The following is an 18,335-nucleotide window of genomic DNA, read 5'->3' as shown; positions in this document are numbered from 1 at the left end:
ATACAACCCTAGCTTTTAGGTAGCCCACTCCTTAGCTCCAAAGACTCCAAATTGAATGGTTATAAGTCTGCTGCAATCAAAAAGATGACATTCATTCTTTTTCGTGAACCATATATCTCTCTGAGAGAGCAAATATCAAGCCAGTTACGACAAAGGTAATATGAATACCCACCATCCAACCAAGATTCTCTTTATTGGTAGTTTCAATTTCCAAGAATGCTGCCAAAAGATTGATGCCCGATAAAGCAACAATAGAGCCAATTAACTTTAACTTTAGGCTAGCAAAATCCACTCCCCCCATCCACTTTGGTCGATCAGCGCTAGATTTAGCAGCACCAATGATAGAAACAAAGTTTTCATATCCAGAGAAAATAATCAAAATCAATAAGTTACCTAACAAAGTCTTATCGACAATAGCAAGAACACCCGTCACAAATTCAGCCTCAGAAGCATTCCAAAAGATAGATGCAAAGTGCATAAATTCTTTGGCAAATTTTATTGCCACCAATCCCAAGGTAGCCACTAAGATGAGATAGAAAAAAGCCAAAATCCAACGACTTCTAAAAATCAACTTCTCTACAAAAACCTCAATACGCCCAGATTGATCTGGCGTAAGTTCCGAATGATTTACATTCTCAGACATGACTTTTTATCCTAGTATTGGTACTTTAATCATCATAAAACAGCTTTTATTATTTGTCAGGCTAAATGGGATCTTTTGCCGACAAGCAAGTAGGTGCGGATTTCTCCTAGCCCCTTGCACTCCATTAGACCAGCATCCTCAAAATCATAGAGATCCTTGAGAGCCTCATATGTACTAGGGGATACCTGAACCCGTCCATGCTGAGAGGTAGATTCCATCCGACTGGCTGTATTCACAGTATTACCCCAAAGGTCATAGGAAAACTTAGTAAACCCAATGACTCCAGCAACTACTGGGCCTGAATTCATACCAATACGCATATTGAGTTCAGCATTATTTTCTTGATTGAAATTCTGGAGATCTTCAAACATTCCTAAAGCCATCTCTGCACAAAGGGCGGCATGATCGGGGCGCGGAATGGGAAGACCCCCTACTACCATATAAGCATCTCCAATGGTCTTAATTTTTTCCAAACCCAAAGCTTCTGCACGTATATCAAAACGGGTGAATAAATCATTCAATAGTCTCACCAAATCAGTTGCTGTAGTTTTGGAGGACATTTTTGTAAAGCCCACTAAGTCACTAAATAGAATTGTGACATCTGGGTAGCTCCCTGAAATATTCTTCTCTCCGCGCTTTAATCTCTCCGCAATAGGTCTAGGAAGAATATTGAGCATCAGCTTTTCTGTTTTCATTTGCTCTATCTCAAGCAATTGCTTTTCTTGGTTCAGCATTTCTAAGTGTTTGCGATCTAAATCACGTAGACGCTTTTTCTCAAGAGAAGAAAAAATACGGGCGCGCAAAAGAATGGGGTCAAATGGCTTGGGCAAATAATCCTCAGCACCAATTTCAATACATTTAATTGTTTTTTCAAATTGATCTGCGCCAGATATCACAATAATAGGCAATGCCTTATAAGCGTCATTTGCCTTGAGCTGGCCTAAGACTCCTAAGCCATCGAGTTCAGGCATTTCCATATCCAAGAGCATCAAATCAACAGACTTAGTCTTAACAACCTCAATAGCCTCAAGACCATCAGCTGCTTCTAAAATATTATGGAATCCCAAAGAGTTCAACTCTCGGATGAGGATCTTACGCAAAGTTCTACTGTCATCTACTACCAGAACAGAAAATGCAGCAAATACTGGGTCAATCTCAATTACTGGTGACGCAGGAGGAATGCTTTGGTTTTCCATATCAGACCTTAATAAGAGTATTAGATTTATAATAAGAAATCTTATCAAGCGCGACTAATTTGTATAAATCATTGAGGTAGATCGATTCAGCGGCACCCAAAATCAACACACTATCGCCACCGTTTAAGTGTTGCTGCATCTTAGATAACACCTTATCTTTTGCATCCTGTTTGAAATAAATCAGTACATTTCTGAGTAATATCAGATCAAATTTAGGATAAAACGGCCAATCCCCTACTAAATTATGATGAGAAAAATTGACCATTTGACGTATAGATGGTTTGATCTGAAAGGCGCCTTTCTCAATGCTTTCAAAATATTTATGCAGGAAATGATCATTAAGGCCACGATGAGCCTCCATCGAGCTATAGATTCCAGACTTAGCCTTCGCTAGGACTAACTCAGAAATATCTGTCGCCTGAAGATAGATGGTCCAATCATGTAGCATCGGGAAATCTTCTCTCAACATCATTGCTAGGCTGTAGACCTCCTGACCAGCAGAACACGCTGAACTCCAGATGCGTAAAGTTCTATCTTTTTTACGATGCTCAATGAGCTCCGGAAGAATCGATGTTCGCAAAGCTTCAAATACGTGTTTATCCCGAAAGAATGAAGTCTCATTTGTTGTCAATGCTTCAAATACTTGCCAATGTAATGAGCCTAAAGGACTCTGCGTTAAGAGCTTAATCAGGGCATAGACATCTGGAAGACCTTTTTGTTGCGCAATCGGCATTAAACGGGACTCCAGCAAATACTGCTTGGTGTCATCTAAAGCAATTCCTACCTGCTGCTCTAACATTGTATAAAACTGCGGTAGATATTGTTTTGACATGCTATCGACTGACTGGAACTTTACGAGTTCTAAAAATGATTTCATCAGCCATCTTATCGATCGGTAGAACCCCATCCGCCAATCCTGCCTGCACTACAGCCCCAGGCATACCCCAAATGACGCTAGTTGCTTCATCCTGAGCGATAACCTGCCCACCTTTTTCCTTAATCATTTGCGAGCCCTTTAGTCCATCATACCCCATGCCAGTGAGCATAACTGCTAGAAGGCCGCCACTATAGACATCTGCCGCCGTTCTAAAAAGGACATCCACAGCTGGTCTACATGAATTTTCCGGAGGCTCGGTATTGAGATGAATAATTGTTTTAGTTCCGAGCCGCGATAGGGTCATATGAAAGCCGCCTGGTGCAATGTAAACCATTCCAGGGGCTGCAATCTCCCCTTCTTCTGCTTCTTTGAACGTCATCACACCTGTGGCACTTAAGCGAGCAGCAAGTAATTTCGTGAATTCTGCGGGCATATGCTGCACGATAAAAATCGGCACGCTAAGAGAGGCGTTGAACCCACCAAAAAGTTGCATCAGAGCCTCGGGGCCGCCAGTAGAAACACCAATACAAACTGCTTGTGCTGGTTTTGCCAATAAACCTGATGTGACCTTAACAACTTTTGAAGCTAGTGGGGGAATGGTTGTAGTTGGTGCCAAAGACTTAGTGGAGACCGAGGGGCTCAATGTAGCTGTAGCAGTAAGTGGTCTTTGCGAACTGGCAGCCCTCCCCTCTCTATCTCTTCGCGATTTCACACGCTTAGCTAAACCAATAATCTTAGGAATGAGTTCATGCTCTAAAACCTTAAAAGCATCGTCAATACCGCCGTTAGCATTTGCAGGCTTGCCGACATAGTCACTTGCGCCAGCTGTGAGCGCCATGACTGCTGCTTGAGCCCCATTGTGCGTTAAAGAGCTAAACATAATGATGGGTAAATACTTATTGCTTTTGCGTATCTCTCGTAAAGCCGTCAGACCATCCATCTCTGGCATTTCAATATCGAGGGTAACCACATCGGGATTACAAGTTTGTATTGCCTCGATTGCCTGCAAGCCATTAGCAGCAAAACCGGCAATCTCAATAGAAGGCTCTTTCTGCAAAGCGCTAGCGATGATTTTTCGCATTACCGCAGAATCATCAACAATAAGAACGCGTACTTTTTCCACAACTTCCTAAAAAAAGGTTAAGAAACTAGTTTTGGATTGGATTTATTATTAGGCCGACTTTAAAGAGGCAATAGTGACTTCTTTCATGCTTTGATAGTAACAAATTTTCATGGGAATACCTGCTCTAAGCCCCAAAAAGGGTATTTGCACTCTTTTCATAGATTTTGTAATCAGGCAATAGAAAAACCGGGGCATGCCCTATATTACAGTGAGGCTCGGACCAGTAAGGTCCTGACTGGGGTTAGCCCTTGTTAAAGAAGAATTTGAGAATCTTTTTAGTCAACAGCTTAATATTCTTTTGGGCCTCTTCTTGATCTACATTCTTATTCAAAAGCTCTTGATTCATTCCCTTACGCCTTTCAAGCAGGATGGAAATTTCATCAATTAAGTCAGGATTAGACTCGAAAATCGGGGTGATATTTTCCTTGGTAATTTCTAGCAGGGTTGAATTGATCTTTGCGCGAACATTTGCAGAGCGGGGCTCACCCGTCAACAGGGACATCTCACCCACGCAATCGCCAGGCCAAATCGTTGCAACTACAACTTGTTCGCCCTGATCATTTGGAATTGTTACTTCTAATCCGCCCTCAATCAACATGAACATACTATCTGCAGTATGGCCCTTTTCAATCAGTAAGTGCTGAGCACGACAGTTCACGATCTGTGCTGAATCTGCAAGGCGACTGACTTGATCCACGCTCAAGGCCTTTAAAACTCCCAGGCGATATACATCCTTCAGGCGACTCTTAACGGTATCAACAATTTCAGATGACTTAAAAACCTCAACAGTAGAGTTCATATTGATACCGCCCAACTTAAAGAAGCGGGCAATAGCTAAATTCATAATGCTGTTTGATCCGTTGGGCGGCAAGGAGGGATCACATTCATAAATCAGCGCAAAAAGATAAGAGCCATTGTTAATCTTGGCTAAACGAACTCGATACCACGGGGTATAGTTGTAATCAGTCTTCACCACATAGTCGGCAGCCTGATTAATGAGCTCAATAATCCTATCAGCATCATTCCCTGAATCTAACTCAATCTCCAAGCGCCGACGTGAGCCCATCTTAGGGTTTTGCTTAGTTAGGTTGATGTAATTGAGATTAATAAATCGGCGGTTCGGAACGCGAACGATGTACTGCAGGACCGTTTTTAAAGTCACCATGCGACGATCCATCTGCACAATCTGGTAGTAGTCGCCACCCTTCACTTCAATATGATCGCCAATGCTGATCAAGCCATCAGTTTGGATTTGAATACAAGCGACAACGTCCGCAATGACCTCACGCAAGATATAGACAATACCAAAACCAATTGCTCCCGAAGCTGCTAATAACTGTCCAGCAGAATGGTCGTACATCACGATAAAACCAAACAATCCAATCACGCCATAGCAAAGCAAGGTTACTGCCTGTACCAAAATGGCTGGAACTTGATTGCCTTCAGTTATCTGATTAAAACGGACTACAAAGTGGCGAATAGACATATCTACCGTCACAGCAAATATTAAAAATTGGGCAATCGCCACAACATCTTCAAATCTTGCAGTTTTGGAATCCGCTAAATCAGAAATGTCCCATGCTAAGAATGATCCAAAGTTACTTTGAAGCCAAAAGGCATAAACGATATTAACTAAGACTAATAGCCAATACACCGTCTTGGGCAAGGAAAAAATATTGTGGTTGATCTTCATGACAGTCGTGTGCGAAGTTGTGAAAGAGAATTATGCAAGATTGTAGTGATACCAGCATGGACAGACTGAGGGCTTACAAACTGCAGGCTAGCAAGGAAGCTAAGATAACCTACCTGCTTTCGAAGAGCAATCGATTTTTCAGGATAAGGCCCCGCCCATTCATCGCAGAGACGACTTGTCAGCAATGGGCCCCTAATAGGAAGTACGCTACAGGCTAGATCCGCCTCTACCAACAACATTGCCAAACAATCAACATGATCTGGAGAATTAATGGTTAGACGGTGCAATAGAGCTTGGTATTGACCATGATCGGTTGCCAAAATCCATGGAGCAATAGATTCCAGGGCAGATGGTATAAAACCGTCATCCTGATCAAGTCTTAGTAAAAGCGCTCTCAGCAAATCTAAGCTTTGAAGCTCTAACTCGTATGGAGTGGCATTCATTAAACCCGGATGACCCAAATCATGCCCAGCTGCAGCAAGCAGGAGTTGCCATTTTTCAGTCGATGAAGTTAGCCAAGGAGGTCCAATTGCTTCATGACCCCCAATCTCTTCTTGCCTTAACAAATAAGAAAGCATCAAGCACACGTCCATCATGTGTTTTTTAGAATGGAAGGCGGGCTCATGAAGCAGCGTTGCTAAGCGATCAATTTCTGATCCTACAGTCAAAATCATTGCCTCATAGGGATTAGGTGCTATACCCCAACCTTGCCACAAGCTAGTATTTACTAGTACTTGAAGAAAGTCCCGCATGCTGTGGGCCTCTTGTTCTACCACTGAAAATACCTCTTCTAGGCTTTGAGAATATGAGGCTATACCATCTACAGCTAAAAATGAGTTTAAGAGAGAGTGCAGATCAATCTGCTTACTCTTCATTGGTTAGTGATTTCAATGTGCAACATACCCGTAGTTTATACAAAGCTAGGTCAATCCACATCACACGGCAGCTTTAAGGTAACTAATGGGTATCTGAATAGAGTAATCCTCAAGCCCCTAGCCTAATATCAGGCCGAGATTTTTTTATTGGGCATTTGCTATCCCCTTTAAAGAGATACACTAATCCTCCAAGATGCTAAGTAAGCCTACAAAGCCCTGATGGAGACTGAATAGGACCTAATCAATTCCCATAGTTCGACGCAAGATCTTAGGCTTCATTTCCTCCCAGAGAGCCTCAAACTCTTCAACCTTATCGCCTGACAGCTTAATGGGCTCGAAGAGACTACTAAAGATGATGGTCTTTTTGGGGACTAATGTTTTTTCAAACTCATTCAGCGCAACTGGCTTATCGTCAATGTCACGAGTTAATTTAGCAGAGCAAACAATCCCCTCCGTGTCATCCTGATCAATTACAGCAAACTCGATGAGTTGCTGAGTCCTATCAAGAATCACTAAAGTTCCGCGCGCATAACAAACTGCCTCATGCTCTTGCACGATGAAGGCCAAGAATTGATCCTCCTCGACCTTATCCATGGGTAAATCATCAATGAAAAATAGATATTGAGAACCCTCTCCGTTGACTAAGGTGAAGACTTTGGGAATCACTCCATGTCCTAATGCAAGATTACGGTAATAGGAGGAAATTTCAACTGCGAGATTTTCAGCAAAAAGATGCATATGGGACGTAAGGGTAAAGGATTATTAGGCGCGAGTTTTAATTCTAGGCAAGGACAGCATGCAAATAATAATTAATATCTGGGCATTGCTGTACTTATCAATCCAATTGAAAAGCATCTAAACATTTAGCTATCTTTTTTGGGAGCTAAAGTATTTTTTAGGAAAGTCATGGTGCGATCCCAGGCTAAATCAGCGGCAATAGCGTTATATTGCAATGGTGGCAAACCTCTAGAGTCTGAGATTGGATTCGCGAAGGCATGCTTTGCATCGTAGCGCTGGAAATCATATGAAACTCCAGCTGCTTCTAGTTTTTTCTCAAGCTGATCAACCCCAGCGATAGAGAAAAAATCATCATGAAGAGCCCAGTGCGCCAGTATCGGCTTTTGAATAGCAGACGCATCAACATACTCCAATGGAGGGTAACCATACCAAACTACGGTTCCATCGCACTCTGGAACAAGACCAGCCGACAACACAGTCAGTGCTCCGCCCATGCAAAAACCAGTGATAGCAACCCTGTCGCTCCCTGTTGCCTTTAGGTATTGAGTAGCACCCCGAATATCTTGGCTTGCAGCATCACCAAAATCTAGATCATTCATTAGGTGCTCAGCTTCATTTGCCTCCAATGCGAGCTTACCTCTATAGAGATCTGGTACTAAAACGCGATACCCTGCTTGCGCTAAGCGATTAGCAACATTTTTAATCTCTTCATCAAGCCCCCACCACTCCTGGATTACCACCACGCCAGGAGCATTTTTTGCATCCACTGGTTCGACTAAATGTGCGCTAATAGACTTACCATCTGGCCTTTGAAATGTGATCATCACAATCCTTTTTTTAAAGTAGTTTGGGATTTACTGCGTTTGCTTATCAATTACAGATGTGACATTATCAACCCACCAGGCAATCAATGAGCAATCTACTCTTCTAAAGCAAACATGGACAATATCATCAATGCTTTCTCTGGATTTCAATTTTTACCACTATTGAGAGATATAGTCTGGGGAATTTTTCTCCTCATCTGCACCTTGATCTTTCATGGCAGTGCCATCAATCATGCCTTCATGCGCTTTGAGCGCTTAACTCATCAAAATCTGAAGTTAAGGCAATATAATCGCGTCTTCTACCATTTCTATGCCACATTTGTATTGCTGGCAATGTTCCACCTATTAGGAATATTATTTTGGTCGGTTTTCATCATTGCCTTAGGCTTGTTGAAGGATCCTATTGAGGCTATTCTTTTTGCTGGTAGTTGCTACACAACAGTAGGCTTTGAATCAGACAACCTAATAGATGGCTGGAAATCCTTTGCTTTTTTCATCTCATTTTGTGGGCTATTTTCATTAGCCTGGACCGGATCAATCATGATTGGCATGACCACGGTATATAAAAGTGCTTGGGACCAAAAATACCGCCACACGAGCATTTATTAATCTAGATCACACATATTTCTGCAACGCAGATGAATCAGGTGTATCATTAGGGTTAACCCTTAAGGAGCTTACCATGGCACATTCAAACTCAGTACAGTTTCAGCAAAACCAAGCTTTTAGCTTAAAACCTTTAATTGCAATTAAAGATTTCTTTGTTTTATTGGCAACCGCCTTTAGCGAAGCTAAGGTTATGGAGCAGAAATCACGTAAAACTAGTGGAAATTGGTAGTTTTTTGATTTTTTAGTATAGTTTTAGGCCAATGATGGTCATTTTTGAATAAAAAAGCCTTCAGTCTTTGGAGGCTTTTTCTATTCCAGCCCCGATGCAGAGCGTTTAATGTAATAACCATAGACACAACGTGATCCACCCCGAGATGGATTATGCGTATCTTGAATAACTCCATTAATTACCGCTGTTAAGTGCTTGGAAACTCTCACAATTAACTTGCCCGGGGGCAATTCATTGGCTAGCAAATGCACTTCGCAGCCAACCCCAATTTTCATGGTTGGAACCCATTCAAAACCTTGGCTCAAGATATAGTCATGAAAGACATTGCGGTGGTTTCCATTTCGGGGCGAAGTACCCTGAGCATTGAGCCTTCGGGCTAGCCTATCGTTGCGCTGATTAGCGTATGCCGTATTGGCAACACGCAGATCTTCATAGATTTGCATATAGGGCAGCTGCGTAGCAATTGCAATTGCGCGGACTACGCAGTCACCAGCCCCACCCTTAAACCCAGCAGCTTCCCTGCCCCCGTCATTGAACTGAAAGCCGAGCGCCAGCCTGCGATTGCTAGCAAGTCTGGCAAAGGGATTGAAAAAACTAAACATGTCTTGGCTGGTGATCAAAGGAATGGTGAATAAAGAAAAATGGACTTGCCTTTCGACAAATCCACTCTATCTTCAGACTAAACAAGGGCAGGCTTAAGCGTGAGACTTCTTCACCTCTAAGCGCCATGCATGAAGCAAGGGCTCGGTATAGCCATTAGGCTGCTCTAGACCTTTAAAAATGAGATCACTTGCTGCCTTATAAGCGAACGAGTCCTTGAAGTTCGGCATCATAGGTTGATACAAGGCATCACCTGCATTTTGACCATCAACTACTTTAGCCATGCGCCGCAAAGTCTCATTCACCTGAGCCTCAGTCACAATTCCGTGAAGCAACCAGTTAGCAATATGCTGACTAGATATACGTAAAGTAGCGCGATCTTCCATCAAGCCAACGTTATGAATATCGGGAACCTTGGAGCAACCAACACCCTGATCGATCCAGCGAACCACATAACCCAAGATTCCTTGACAGTTATTGTCTAATTCTTGCTGAATCTCTTCCTTAGACCAGTTAGCTTTTTCTACCACTGGAATAGCCAACAAATCGTCAATCAAGGCTTCAGCTTCAGCGGCAGTATCTAACTGCTCCATCTCTTTTTGCAATTGCGCTACGTCAACTTGATGGTAGTGCAAAGCATGCAATGTCGCTGCCGTTGGTGAAGGTACCCAGGCTGTATTTGCTCCAGCCTTGGGATGAACAATCTTTTGCTCAACCATCGCCTTCATCAAATCGGGCATTGCCCACATTCCTTTGCCAATTTGAGCACGACCACGCAAACCACAATCTAAGCCAGCCAAAACATTGCGACGCTCATAAGCGGACAACCATTTGCTGGTTTTCATATCGCCTTTACGCATCATTGGACCTGCATGCATCGCTGTATGCATCTCGTCACCCGTGCGATCCAGGAAGCCGGTATTAATAAAGGCTACGCGAGCACCAGCTGCAGCGATTGCCGCTTTGATGTTAGCACTCATGCGACGTTCTTCGTCCATGATTCCCAGCTTTACAGTGTCTGCAGGAAGACCCAATAATTTTTCAACACGACCAAAGAGTTCACCTGCAAAAGCAACCTCTTCAGGACTGTGCATTTTTGGCTTGACGATATAGACAGAACCTTTACGTGTATTACCAATAGCCTGGGTTGCAGGACGATTAATATCGTATAAGGCGATCAATACAGTAACTACGGCATCCAAAATACCTTCGTAAATTTCTTTTCCGTCGCCAGTGATGATCGCTGGGTTAGTCATCAAGTGACCTACATTACGAAGAAACAACAAAGAACGGCCGTGCAAAGTTATCACGCCATCTTTAGCATCAACTGCACCAATGCCAGCAGTATATTTACGGTCTGGATTTAATTTACGCGTAAATGTTTTACCGCCCTTACTCACTTCCTCAACTAAAGTTCCTTTGAGAATGCCTAGCCAGTTTTCATAAGCAAGGACTTTGTCATCGCCATCAACTGCGGCAATAGAATCCTCTAAATCTAAAATAGTGGAAAGTGCAGCCTCTAATACAACGTCATTTACACCAGCCGCATCGCCTGCACCAATCGTTTTAGTCTTGTCGATTTCAATATCGATATGTACACCGTTATTACGGAGAAGTACTGAGGAAGGCGCAACAGCAGCACCTTGATAGCCAATAAATTGCTTCTCTTGGGCAAGACCTGTTTTGCTACCATCTTTAAGGCTGACAACTAATTTATTCCCATCAACCGTGTATGCAGTCGCTTCTGCATGCGAACCTTTAGCCAGTGGTACAGATTGATCTAAAAACTTTCTGGCAAATGCAACGACCTTGGCACCCCGAATCGGGTTATAGCCACCAGCCTTAGTAGCGCCATCTTCTTCCGAAATAACATCAGTACCGTAAAGAGCATCATATAAAGAGCCCCAACGTGCATTGGCAGCATTTAAGGCATAACGCGCATTAAGAACTGGTACCACCAATTGAGGGCCGGCTTGCAGTGCCAATTCATCATCAACGTTCTTGGTGGTGCCTAGAACTTTTCCAGGCACCTCATCGAGGTAAGCAATTTCTTTCAGGTACTTACGATACGCAGGCATATCCTTAATCGGACCAGGATTGGCCTGATGCCACTTATCTAAATCCATCTGCAAACGATCACGCTTAGCAAGCAGGGCCTCATTTTTTGGAGTGAGATCTTTGACGATTTCATCAAAACCCTTCCAAAAGTCTGTGCTCTTAATACCAGTTCCAGGTAAAACTTGATCTTCAATAAAACGATATAGGGGTGTAGCCACTTGCAGGCTATTGCATTGTGTACGGGCAGTCATCTATAAATCCTAAAGCAAATATGTAAATTAAATATGTGAAAGTGAATTAACAAATAGTTTGTTAACCTTTAAATGGATGTTGCAGAAGAATCGTTTCATCACGTTCAGGTCCTGTTGAGACCATAGCGATCGGCTTTCCTGCAACTTCTTCGATACGACGCAGGAACTTCTGTGCCTCTATTGGGAGTTTGTCCCATTCACGAATACCAAAAGTAGTTCCCTTCCATCCTGGGAAATCCTCATAAATCGGTTCACAACGAGCAACGGCTTCAGCGCCGCGTGGCAATACATCCAATTGTTGACCATCAAGTTTATAGCCTACGCAAAGACGGATAGTCTCGAAGCAATCTAAAACATCAAGCTTAGTAATGCAAAGACCAGACAAGCCATTAATCTGAATTGATCGCTTGAGAGCGGCAGCATCTAACCAACCAGTGCGGCGTGGTCGTCCAGTAACTGAGCCAAATTCCTTACCAACCTCAGCTAAACGAATACCAACTGGATCCTGCTTTGCCGGATTATCAAAGTCATACAACTCACTTGGGAAAGGGCCAGCACCAACACGCGTGCAATATGCCTTAGTGATACCCAAGATATATTGCAATGAATCTGGACCAACGCCAGATCCAGCAGCTGCATTTCCCGCCACGCAATTACTTGAAGTAACATAAGGGTAGGTGCCATGATCAATGTCAAGCAAAGTACCTTGCGCACCTTCGAATAATAAATTTTGCCCTGCCTGCTCTGCTGCATATAGGGCGCTAGAAACGTCAACCACCATAGGCTTGATGCGCTCTGCATAAGACATGGCTTCTTCTAAAGTCTTTTGGTAGTCAACAGGCTCAGCACCATAGTAGTTAGTGAGCATGAAGTTGTGGTACTCCAAATTCTCACGCAACTGCGCGGCAAACTTTTCCGGATAAAACAAATCTTGAACGCGTAAGGCGCGTCGTGCCACCTTATCCTCGTATGCCGGACCAATTCCACGGCCGGTGGTACCAATCTTGGCATCGCCACGTTTTTTCTCGCGAGCATGGTCAATGGCTACGTGATACGGAAGAATCAATGTTGTCGCCTCAGAAATCTTCAAGCGAGACTGAACATCCAATCCTGCAGCCTCGAGCTCACCAATCTCTTTAAAAAGCGCTTCTGGAGAAAGCACTACACCGTTGCCGATGTAACAAATGACATTCTTATGCATGATTCCTGATGGAATCAAACGCAGAATCGTTTTCTTATCACCAATGATTAAGGTGTGGCCAGCATTATGTCCGCCCTGAAAACGCACAACTGCTTGAGCATGATCCGTTAACCAATCCACTACTTTGCCTTTACCCTCGTCACCCCACTGGGTACCAATGACAACGACATTACGACCAGGGGCTTGTTGCTTTGAAGACATATTTAAATCCAAAAGTTATTACAGAATGAGTTTCTTATTAAATGCGGTGTTAGTTTCTTACTTACGTATTCTTCACTTCCCATGAGTTGCCTTGCTTTACTAGCTCACGGTCTAAACAGTATTCAGCAGTTTCAATGACATCAGCATTCATGGCCTGAATCACTACTTCACCAGCATTGCGTAACTGTGCAATCTTGCTTGCAAGGTCTAAATCGATAATCCAAGGAGCAAGGATGGCAGATCTTCTTTTTGCCAAAGGCGCGAGATTAGCTAGGGTTAGCAAATCCATTGAAAAACCAGTAGCTGGACGAGAACGACCAAATGCCTCGCCAACATGGTCATATCTACCACCGCGAGCAATTGGCTGCGGCAATTTATCAACATAAGCTGCAAACATCACACCGCTGTGATATTGGTAGCCACGCAAATCAGATAGATCAACACTCAACTCAACATCACCTGGCAATGCAGCTGTTGCTGCGGCTAACTTTTCTAATTGGGCCAAGGCCTCATCAATTAATTTATGTTGAGGCAAAGATTTTTTGGCGCTTGCCAATACTTGCGCACAAGGGCCATTTAACTCTGTCAGCGCCATCAAAGCATATGCAGATTTTGTCGGTAGGCATTTAGCCCAAATAGCTAAACGTGGCCGATCTTTACTTTGAAGCAAACTGTAAAGCATCTCAACATCACTCCGCTCAAGCCCATGTCCATCGAGTATTCCTTCGAGTACACCCGCATGCGAAAGATCGAGATACACTTTATTCAAACTCGCCATACGCAAAGTCTGTAATAGCAAAGAGACGGCTTCAAAATCCGCTTCCCAAGTAGCGCATCCATAAATCTCTGCCCCCAGTTGCAATTCTTCACGAGCAGAGCTACCCACAGGAGTCCGCGCATGAGCAACAGAGCCGGCATAGCAAAGACGAGTCACACCTTTGCGATTTAGTAAGTGAGCGTCAATGCGAGCAACTTGCGGGGTCATATCGGCGCGAAGACCTAATGTACGACCAGATAATTGATCGACCAATTTAAATGTTTGCAAATTGAGATCCGAGCCAGTACCGGTTAGCAAGGAGTCTAGAAATTCTAGAATGGGAGGAGCAACTAATTCATATCCATATGACTGGTACAAGTCCAGAATAGAGCGACGTAAAGTCTCCACCTTGCGAGCCTCCGCTGGCAAAACATCGGCAATATCTTCAGGAAGTAACCAGCGATTCATGGTATGAAATATGCACTCTTAATTTTTTTTGTTCATGAATTTAAAGAACTCGCCATTAGGCTCCACCACCATGACATCCCTCTTATCCTTAAAGGAGCTTCGGTAGGCTTGCAGACTTTGATAGAACTGAGCAAACTGAGGATCACGTCCAAATGCATCTGCATACAAAGCTGTAGCCCTCGCATCACCAGAGCCCTTGATTTTCTGTGCTTCACGATAGGCTTCAGCCAAAATAGTGTCACGTTGACGCTCAGCATTGGCTCGAATCTTGTCCGACTCTGCAGCACCAGTAGAGCGTAGCTCATTAGCTACTCGTTTACGTTCTGCTTCCATCCGCCTATACACGGAGTCACTAATTTCAGCCAGCAGATCAACTCGCTTAAGGCGAACATCGACTATTTCAACACCAATATCAGAGGCATCATCAGCAACCTTTTTACGAATACCCTGCATGACCTGCTCGCGTTGGTCTGAAATAATTTCTCTCACAGTACGTTTTGTGAATTCTTCATTTAGGGCTGAGCGAACTAACTGACTCAAGCGATCTTGCGCTAAGCGTTCATCGCCTTTAAAGCTTACAAAAAACTTACGCGGATCGACGATACGCCACTTCACATAAGAATCGACTAGGAGGTTTTTCTTCTCGGAAGTAATAAAACGCTCCGCTTCCGGAGTATCAATTGTCAAAATACGACGATCAAAAAAGCGTACATTTTCAAAAGGGGCAGGCAGTTTGGCTTGTAAACCCGGCTGCTCAATCACGCGCACAATTTGCCCGAATGAAAAGACTACGGCAAAGTTACGCTGATCAACAATAAAAATACTTGAAGCAAGTACATAGACCAAAGCAATCAGGCCAGCAATTGCAGCTAAGAGACGATTTGCGTTCATTATCTTGCATCCCCTCTGTCACGACTTCTCAGGCCGTCTCGTTTTTCGGAAGCACCAACACCTGAAGTACTGTTGGGAATTGGGCTCGCTACATTGTTACTAAATGGGGCGGCTGGATTACCAGTCGCACCCCCTACAGTCACTGATCCAGTGGGCGTTGGTGTGAGCGACTGACCACTGGCTACTTGTGCGCTTTCTGCGCTAACTTGAGCAATGATCTTATCCAGAGGCAGATAAAGCATGCTGTTGCTTTTGGTAGTGCCAACCAAAACTTTGGACACATTGTTGTACATTTCGCGCATGGTATCAATGTACATACGATCACGAGTAACGCCTGGCGCTTTTGCGTACTCAGTCAAGACCTGCTTAAAGCGGTTTGCATCACCTTCTGCGGTTGCAACCACCCTAGCTTTATAGCCTTCAGCCTCTTGAATGAGTCGATCGGCTGTGCCCTTTGCTCTTGGAATGATGTCATTGGCGTAGGCCTGACCTTCACTCTTGAGGCGCTCCTGATCTTGCCCGGCTTTTACAGCATCATCGAATGATGCCTGAACTTGCTCAGGTGGCTGAACGTTTTGAACAGTCACGCTAGTTACATAGATACCAGTTTTATAGCTGTCTAGAATTTTCTGTATCGAAGCGGCTAAATCAATCGCAATCTTTTCACGACCTTCGTACAAAACAGTATCCATCTTGCTTCGCGCCACAATCTCACGGACTGCAGTTTCAGCAGCCTGCACTACAGTGGTATCGGGATCACGATTGTTAAATAAATAATCAGTGGGGTCTTTTAAGCGGTACTGAACTGCAAAACGCACATCAATGATATTTTCGTCCTCCGTCAGCATGGAAGTATCTTTTTGATTGGTTGCCTTAATCAAAATTGAGCGACCCACTTCTACAGAGCGAACCCCTGAAACATTCACAATTTGCTCAGCTTGAATAGGCCAAGGCATACGCCAGTTAATACCAGGGCCTCCTGTATACGCATACTTACCAAAAGTAGTGACTACGCCGGACTGGCCTTCCTGGATGATGTAAAAACCACTGAAGATCCAAAGCATAAATACGCTACCAGCAGCGATCAGTACTGACACTCTAGAGCCAAAAGGATTGGTGAAATTAAAATTGGGTGGACTCATACCACCACCATTGCCACCGTCATTACCGCGCTGCGATGGTGGAGGGATATCAGTAGTATTCGGCTTATTCGCTGGTCTACTTGAAGAGGAGCCCGGTCTTTTCTTACCGCCGAAAATACCAGTCAGGCGATCATTAAAGTCACGCCACAACTCATCTAAGTCTGGAGGACCATTTGGTCGCGCTGGTTGATTCTGCGGCTGAGATTCAACCGGCTTATCTGCCTCCGGAAGGGATGGATCGACTTTAGGTGCTTGGTCAGAGCTTTGACCCTCTTTAGAATCTTTAGGTCCACTGCCTGGGTGACTATTACCCCAGCCTGGATCATTGACCGAGAACAGCTCAAGAAATTTACGCATCGTTTGGTGAATATTTTCGGTTGGAAATCGGGTTAAATTCAGAAGTCTCTGGTCGTTCGGGTAAAGGGGCTAAAAACTCGTCCAGATCCATTTGGACCTTGGCACGATTCAGCTCGACCCTTATTCTATCAGTCATTTGAGAGCATTCGGCGAGGGCTGAGCGCAATAAATCCAGACCTAAGCCAGTCTTGGCAGAGAGGAAAACCTGGCTCGGCGTTCCGTTGGAATCACGCACTAGAACCGCCCCTTCTGTAAAGGTCTGTGGCATCTGGTCAATTTTGTTCATCACCTCGATGCGAGGGATGTCATCGGCCCCTATTTCTCGCAAAACAGCCTCTACTTCGGCCTTTTGCTCCCTTGCCACTGGGCTACAGGCATCAATTACATGCAAAATCAGGTCTGCATGGATAGTTTCATCTAATGTAGCCCTAAAAGCCTCGACCAGTTGATGGGGCAATTCTCGGATAAAGCCGACGGTATCAGAGACCACAATCGACCCTGCACCATCTAAATGGACCTTGCGGGAGGTGGTATCAAGGGTCGCAAATAGCTGATCTGCTGCATATGTCCCTGCTTTTGTAAGGGAATTAAACAATGTGGACTTACCAGCATTGGTGTAACCAACCAGGGATACAGAAAAGACATCTTTGCGATTACGGGCTCTTCTTTGGGTTCTTTGCTGGCGCTGGAGTTTCTCCAACTCAGTCTCAAGACGCTTCGCCTTAGTTGCCAGCATGCGTCGATCAAGCTCCATCTGGGTTTCGCCAGGGCCTCCACGAACACCAATACCGCCTCGTTGACGCTCCAGATGGCTCCAAGCACGCACCAATCTCGACATGCGATAACGCACTTGCGCAAGCTCAACCTGGGTTTTACCAATATGACTTTGTGCTCTTTGGCTAAAGATATCCAAAATCAAGCCAGTACGATCCATGACATGAAAGCCGATATGCCGCTCTAAATTACGTTGTTGTGTTGGTGATAGCGGGTGATTGAAGATGACCAATTCAGCGCCCTGCTCTTCCATTACCTTTTTGACTTCATTTGCCTTACCAGATCCAATGAATAAAGCTGGATCAGTTTTACCTTTACGAGCAATCACACTAGCCACAGGAATAGAACCGGCACTGTCAGCTAAAAGGCTGAGCTCAGCCATGCTGTCGGCGAAATCCTCGCGACCTGTATCGACTCCCACCAGTACGGCACGCGCCGCATCTACACCCGTTTTATACAGAGCTGTCTTCTTCCGTGCGGAACTCCACTGCACGAGCTGGAACAATCGTGGAAATAGCGTGCTTGTAAACCATCTGGGTAACCGTATTGCGCAAGAGGACTACGTATTGATCGAATGACTCAATGTTGCCCTGGAGCTTAATGCCATTAACGAGATAGATAGAGACAGGGACATGCTCTTTGCGCAAGGCATTGAGAAAAGGATCCTGTAGTAATTGGATTTTGCTGTTATTCATACTGCTCCTTATTGATTTTTATACGCTACCGCTTTTTTTGGGAGTCTTGCTTTTTTGTTTATTAATTTACTGCTAAGCGCCGCTGTCTTCATCTAAGATAGGGGTTTGATATTCAAAAATCAAGCCCCCTGGT

The 18,335-nt window shown here is 44.2% G+C and carries 18 protein-coding genes; 2 read left to right on the top strand and 16 right to left on the bottom strand.

What is annotated here, in order from left to right:
• Nucleotides 1–91: 91 nt before the first annotated feature.
• From ICN43_RS06535 to ICN43_RS06500, 8 genes are all read right to left on the bottom strand, one after another.
• Nucleotides 92–643, bottom strand: a complete 552-nt coding sequence (locus tag ICN43_RS06535; protein WP_216197960.1) for a YqhA family protein — start codon at nt 641–643, stop codon at nt 92–94.
• A 56-nt stretch (nt 644–699) separates the two neighbouring features.
• Nucleotides 700–1,839: an adenylate/guanylate cyclase domain-containing protein gene (locus tag ICN43_RS06530; RefSeq protein WP_216197958.1), complete on the bottom strand. Its 1,140-nt coding sequence runs from the start codon at nt 1,837–1,839 to the stop codon at nt 700–702.
• A gap of 1 nt (nt 1,840) precedes the next feature.
• Complete coding sequence (locus tag ICN43_RS06525) at nt 1,841–2,716, bottom strand: protein-glutamate O-methyltransferase CheR (protein WP_216197957.1); 876 nt, start codon at nt 2,714–2,716, stop codon at nt 1,841–1,843.
• Nucleotides 2,673–3,839: a chemotaxis response regulator protein-glutamate methylesterase gene (locus ICN43_RS06520; RefSeq protein WP_216197955.1), complete on the bottom strand. Its 1,167-nt coding sequence runs from the start codon at nt 3,837–3,839 to the stop codon at nt 2,673–2,675. Before ICN43_RS06520 ends, ICN43_RS06525 begins: the two co-directional genes overlap by 44 nt.
• 241 nt (nt 3,840–4,080) lie before the next feature.
• Nucleotides 4,081–5,532, bottom strand: a complete 1,452-nt coding sequence (locus tag ICN43_RS06515) for a mechanosensitive ion channel family protein (RefSeq protein ID WP_216197954.1) — start codon at nt 5,530–5,532, stop codon at nt 4,081–4,083.
• A complete protein-coding gene (locus ICN43_RS06510; protein ID WP_216197953.1) occupies nt 5,529–6,284 on the bottom strand; it encodes a 3',5'-cyclic nucleotide phosphodiesterase in 756 nt (251 codons plus the stop codon). Before ICN43_RS06510 ends, ICN43_RS06515 begins: the two co-directional genes overlap by 4 nt.
• Nucleotides 6,285–6,644: 360 nt before the next feature.
• The gene (locus tag ICN43_RS06505; RefSeq protein WP_216197952.1) at nt 6,645–7,145 is read right to left on the bottom strand and encodes a hypothetical protein; all 501 of its coding nucleotides are present in this window, start codon (nt 7,143–7,145) and stop codon (nt 6,645–6,647) included.
• Nucleotides 7,146–7,270: 125 nt separating this feature from the next.
• The gene (locus ICN43_RS06500; protein WP_216197950.1) at nt 7,271–7,969 is read right to left on the bottom strand and encodes a dienelactone hydrolase family protein; all 699 of its coding nucleotides are present in this window, start codon (nt 7,967–7,969) and stop codon (nt 7,271–7,273) included.
• A 114-nt stretch (nt 7,970–8,083) separates the two neighbouring features.
• Between ICN43_RS06500 and ICN43_RS06495 the strand changes: the two genes are divergently transcribed.
• Nucleotides 8,084–8,578, top strand: coding sequence for a hypothetical protein (locus ICN43_RS06495; protein ID WP_216197948.1), 495 nt, complete (start codon nt 8,084–8,086; stop codon nt 8,576–8,578).
• A 73-nt stretch (nt 8,579–8,651) separates the two neighbouring features.
• On the top strand, nt 8,652–8,807 hold the full coding sequence (locus tag ICN43_RS06490) for a hypothetical protein (protein ID WP_216197947.1): 156 nt from the start codon (nt 8,652–8,654) through the stop codon (nt 8,805–8,807).
• A gap of 80 nt (nt 8,808–8,887) precedes the next feature.
• On the opposite strand, the gene ICN43_RS06485 is transcribed toward ICN43_RS06490, so the two are convergent.
• The 8 genes from ICN43_RS06485 to hfq form a co-directional block, all read right to left on the bottom strand.
• Entirely contained in the window at nt 8,888–9,409 is a 522-nt protein-coding gene (locus ICN43_RS06485) for a hypothetical protein (protein ID WP_216197945.1), read from the bottom strand.
• Between the two features lie 93 nt (nt 9,410–9,502).
• The gene (locus tag ICN43_RS06480) at nt 9,503–11,716 is read right to left on the bottom strand and encodes a malate synthase G (RefSeq protein WP_216197943.1); all 2,214 of its coding nucleotides are present in this window, start codon (nt 11,714–11,716) and stop codon (nt 9,503–9,505) included.
• A gap of 61 nt (nt 11,717–11,777) precedes the next feature.
• Nucleotides 11,778–13,118, bottom strand: a complete 1,341-nt coding sequence (locus ICN43_RS06475; RefSeq protein WP_216197941.1) for an adenylosuccinate synthase — start codon at nt 13,116–13,118, stop codon at nt 11,778–11,780.
• A gap of 61 nt (nt 13,119–13,179) precedes the next feature.
• Nucleotides 13,180–14,343 (bottom strand): ATP phosphoribosyltransferase regulatory subunit, encoded by a 1,164-nt coding sequence (locus ICN43_RS06470; RefSeq protein ID WP_216197939.1) that lies wholly within the window; start codon nt 14,341–14,343, stop codon nt 13,180–13,182.
• Nucleotides 14,344–14,361: 18 nt separating this feature from the next.
• Nucleotides 14,362–15,234 (bottom strand): protease modulator HflC, encoded by an 873-nt coding sequence (gene hflC / locus ICN43_RS06465; RefSeq protein WP_216197937.1) that lies wholly within the window; start codon nt 15,232–15,234, stop codon nt 14,362–14,364.
• Entirely contained in the window at nt 15,234–16,733 is a 1,500-nt protein-coding gene (gene hflK / locus ICN43_RS06460; protein WP_216197934.1) for an FtsH protease activity modulator HflK, read from the bottom strand. Before hflK ends, hflC begins: the two co-directional genes overlap by 1 nt.
• Nucleotides 16,726–18,000, bottom strand: coding sequence for a GTPase HflX (hflX, locus tag ICN43_RS06455; protein WP_370623164.1), 1,275 nt, complete (start codon nt 17,998–18,000; stop codon nt 16,726–16,728). The genes hflK and hflX overlap by 8 nt, the downstream gene beginning before the upstream one ends.
• Nucleotides 17,960–18,202: an RNA chaperone Hfq gene (gene hfq / locus ICN43_RS06450; protein WP_216197932.1), complete on the bottom strand. Its 243-nt coding sequence runs from the start codon at nt 18,200–18,202 to the stop codon at nt 17,960–17,962. Before hfq ends, hflX begins: the two co-directional genes overlap by 41 nt.
• Between the last annotated feature and the right edge of the window lie 133 nt (nt 18,203–18,335).

This window comes from Polynucleobacter sp. UK-Mo-2m-Kol15 (assembly GCF_018881505.1).
Taxonomy (GTDB): domain Bacteria; phylum Pseudomonadota; class Gammaproteobacteria; order Burkholderiales; family Burkholderiaceae; genus Polynucleobacter.
This window is presented reverse-complemented; position numbering and strand designations above follow the sequence as displayed.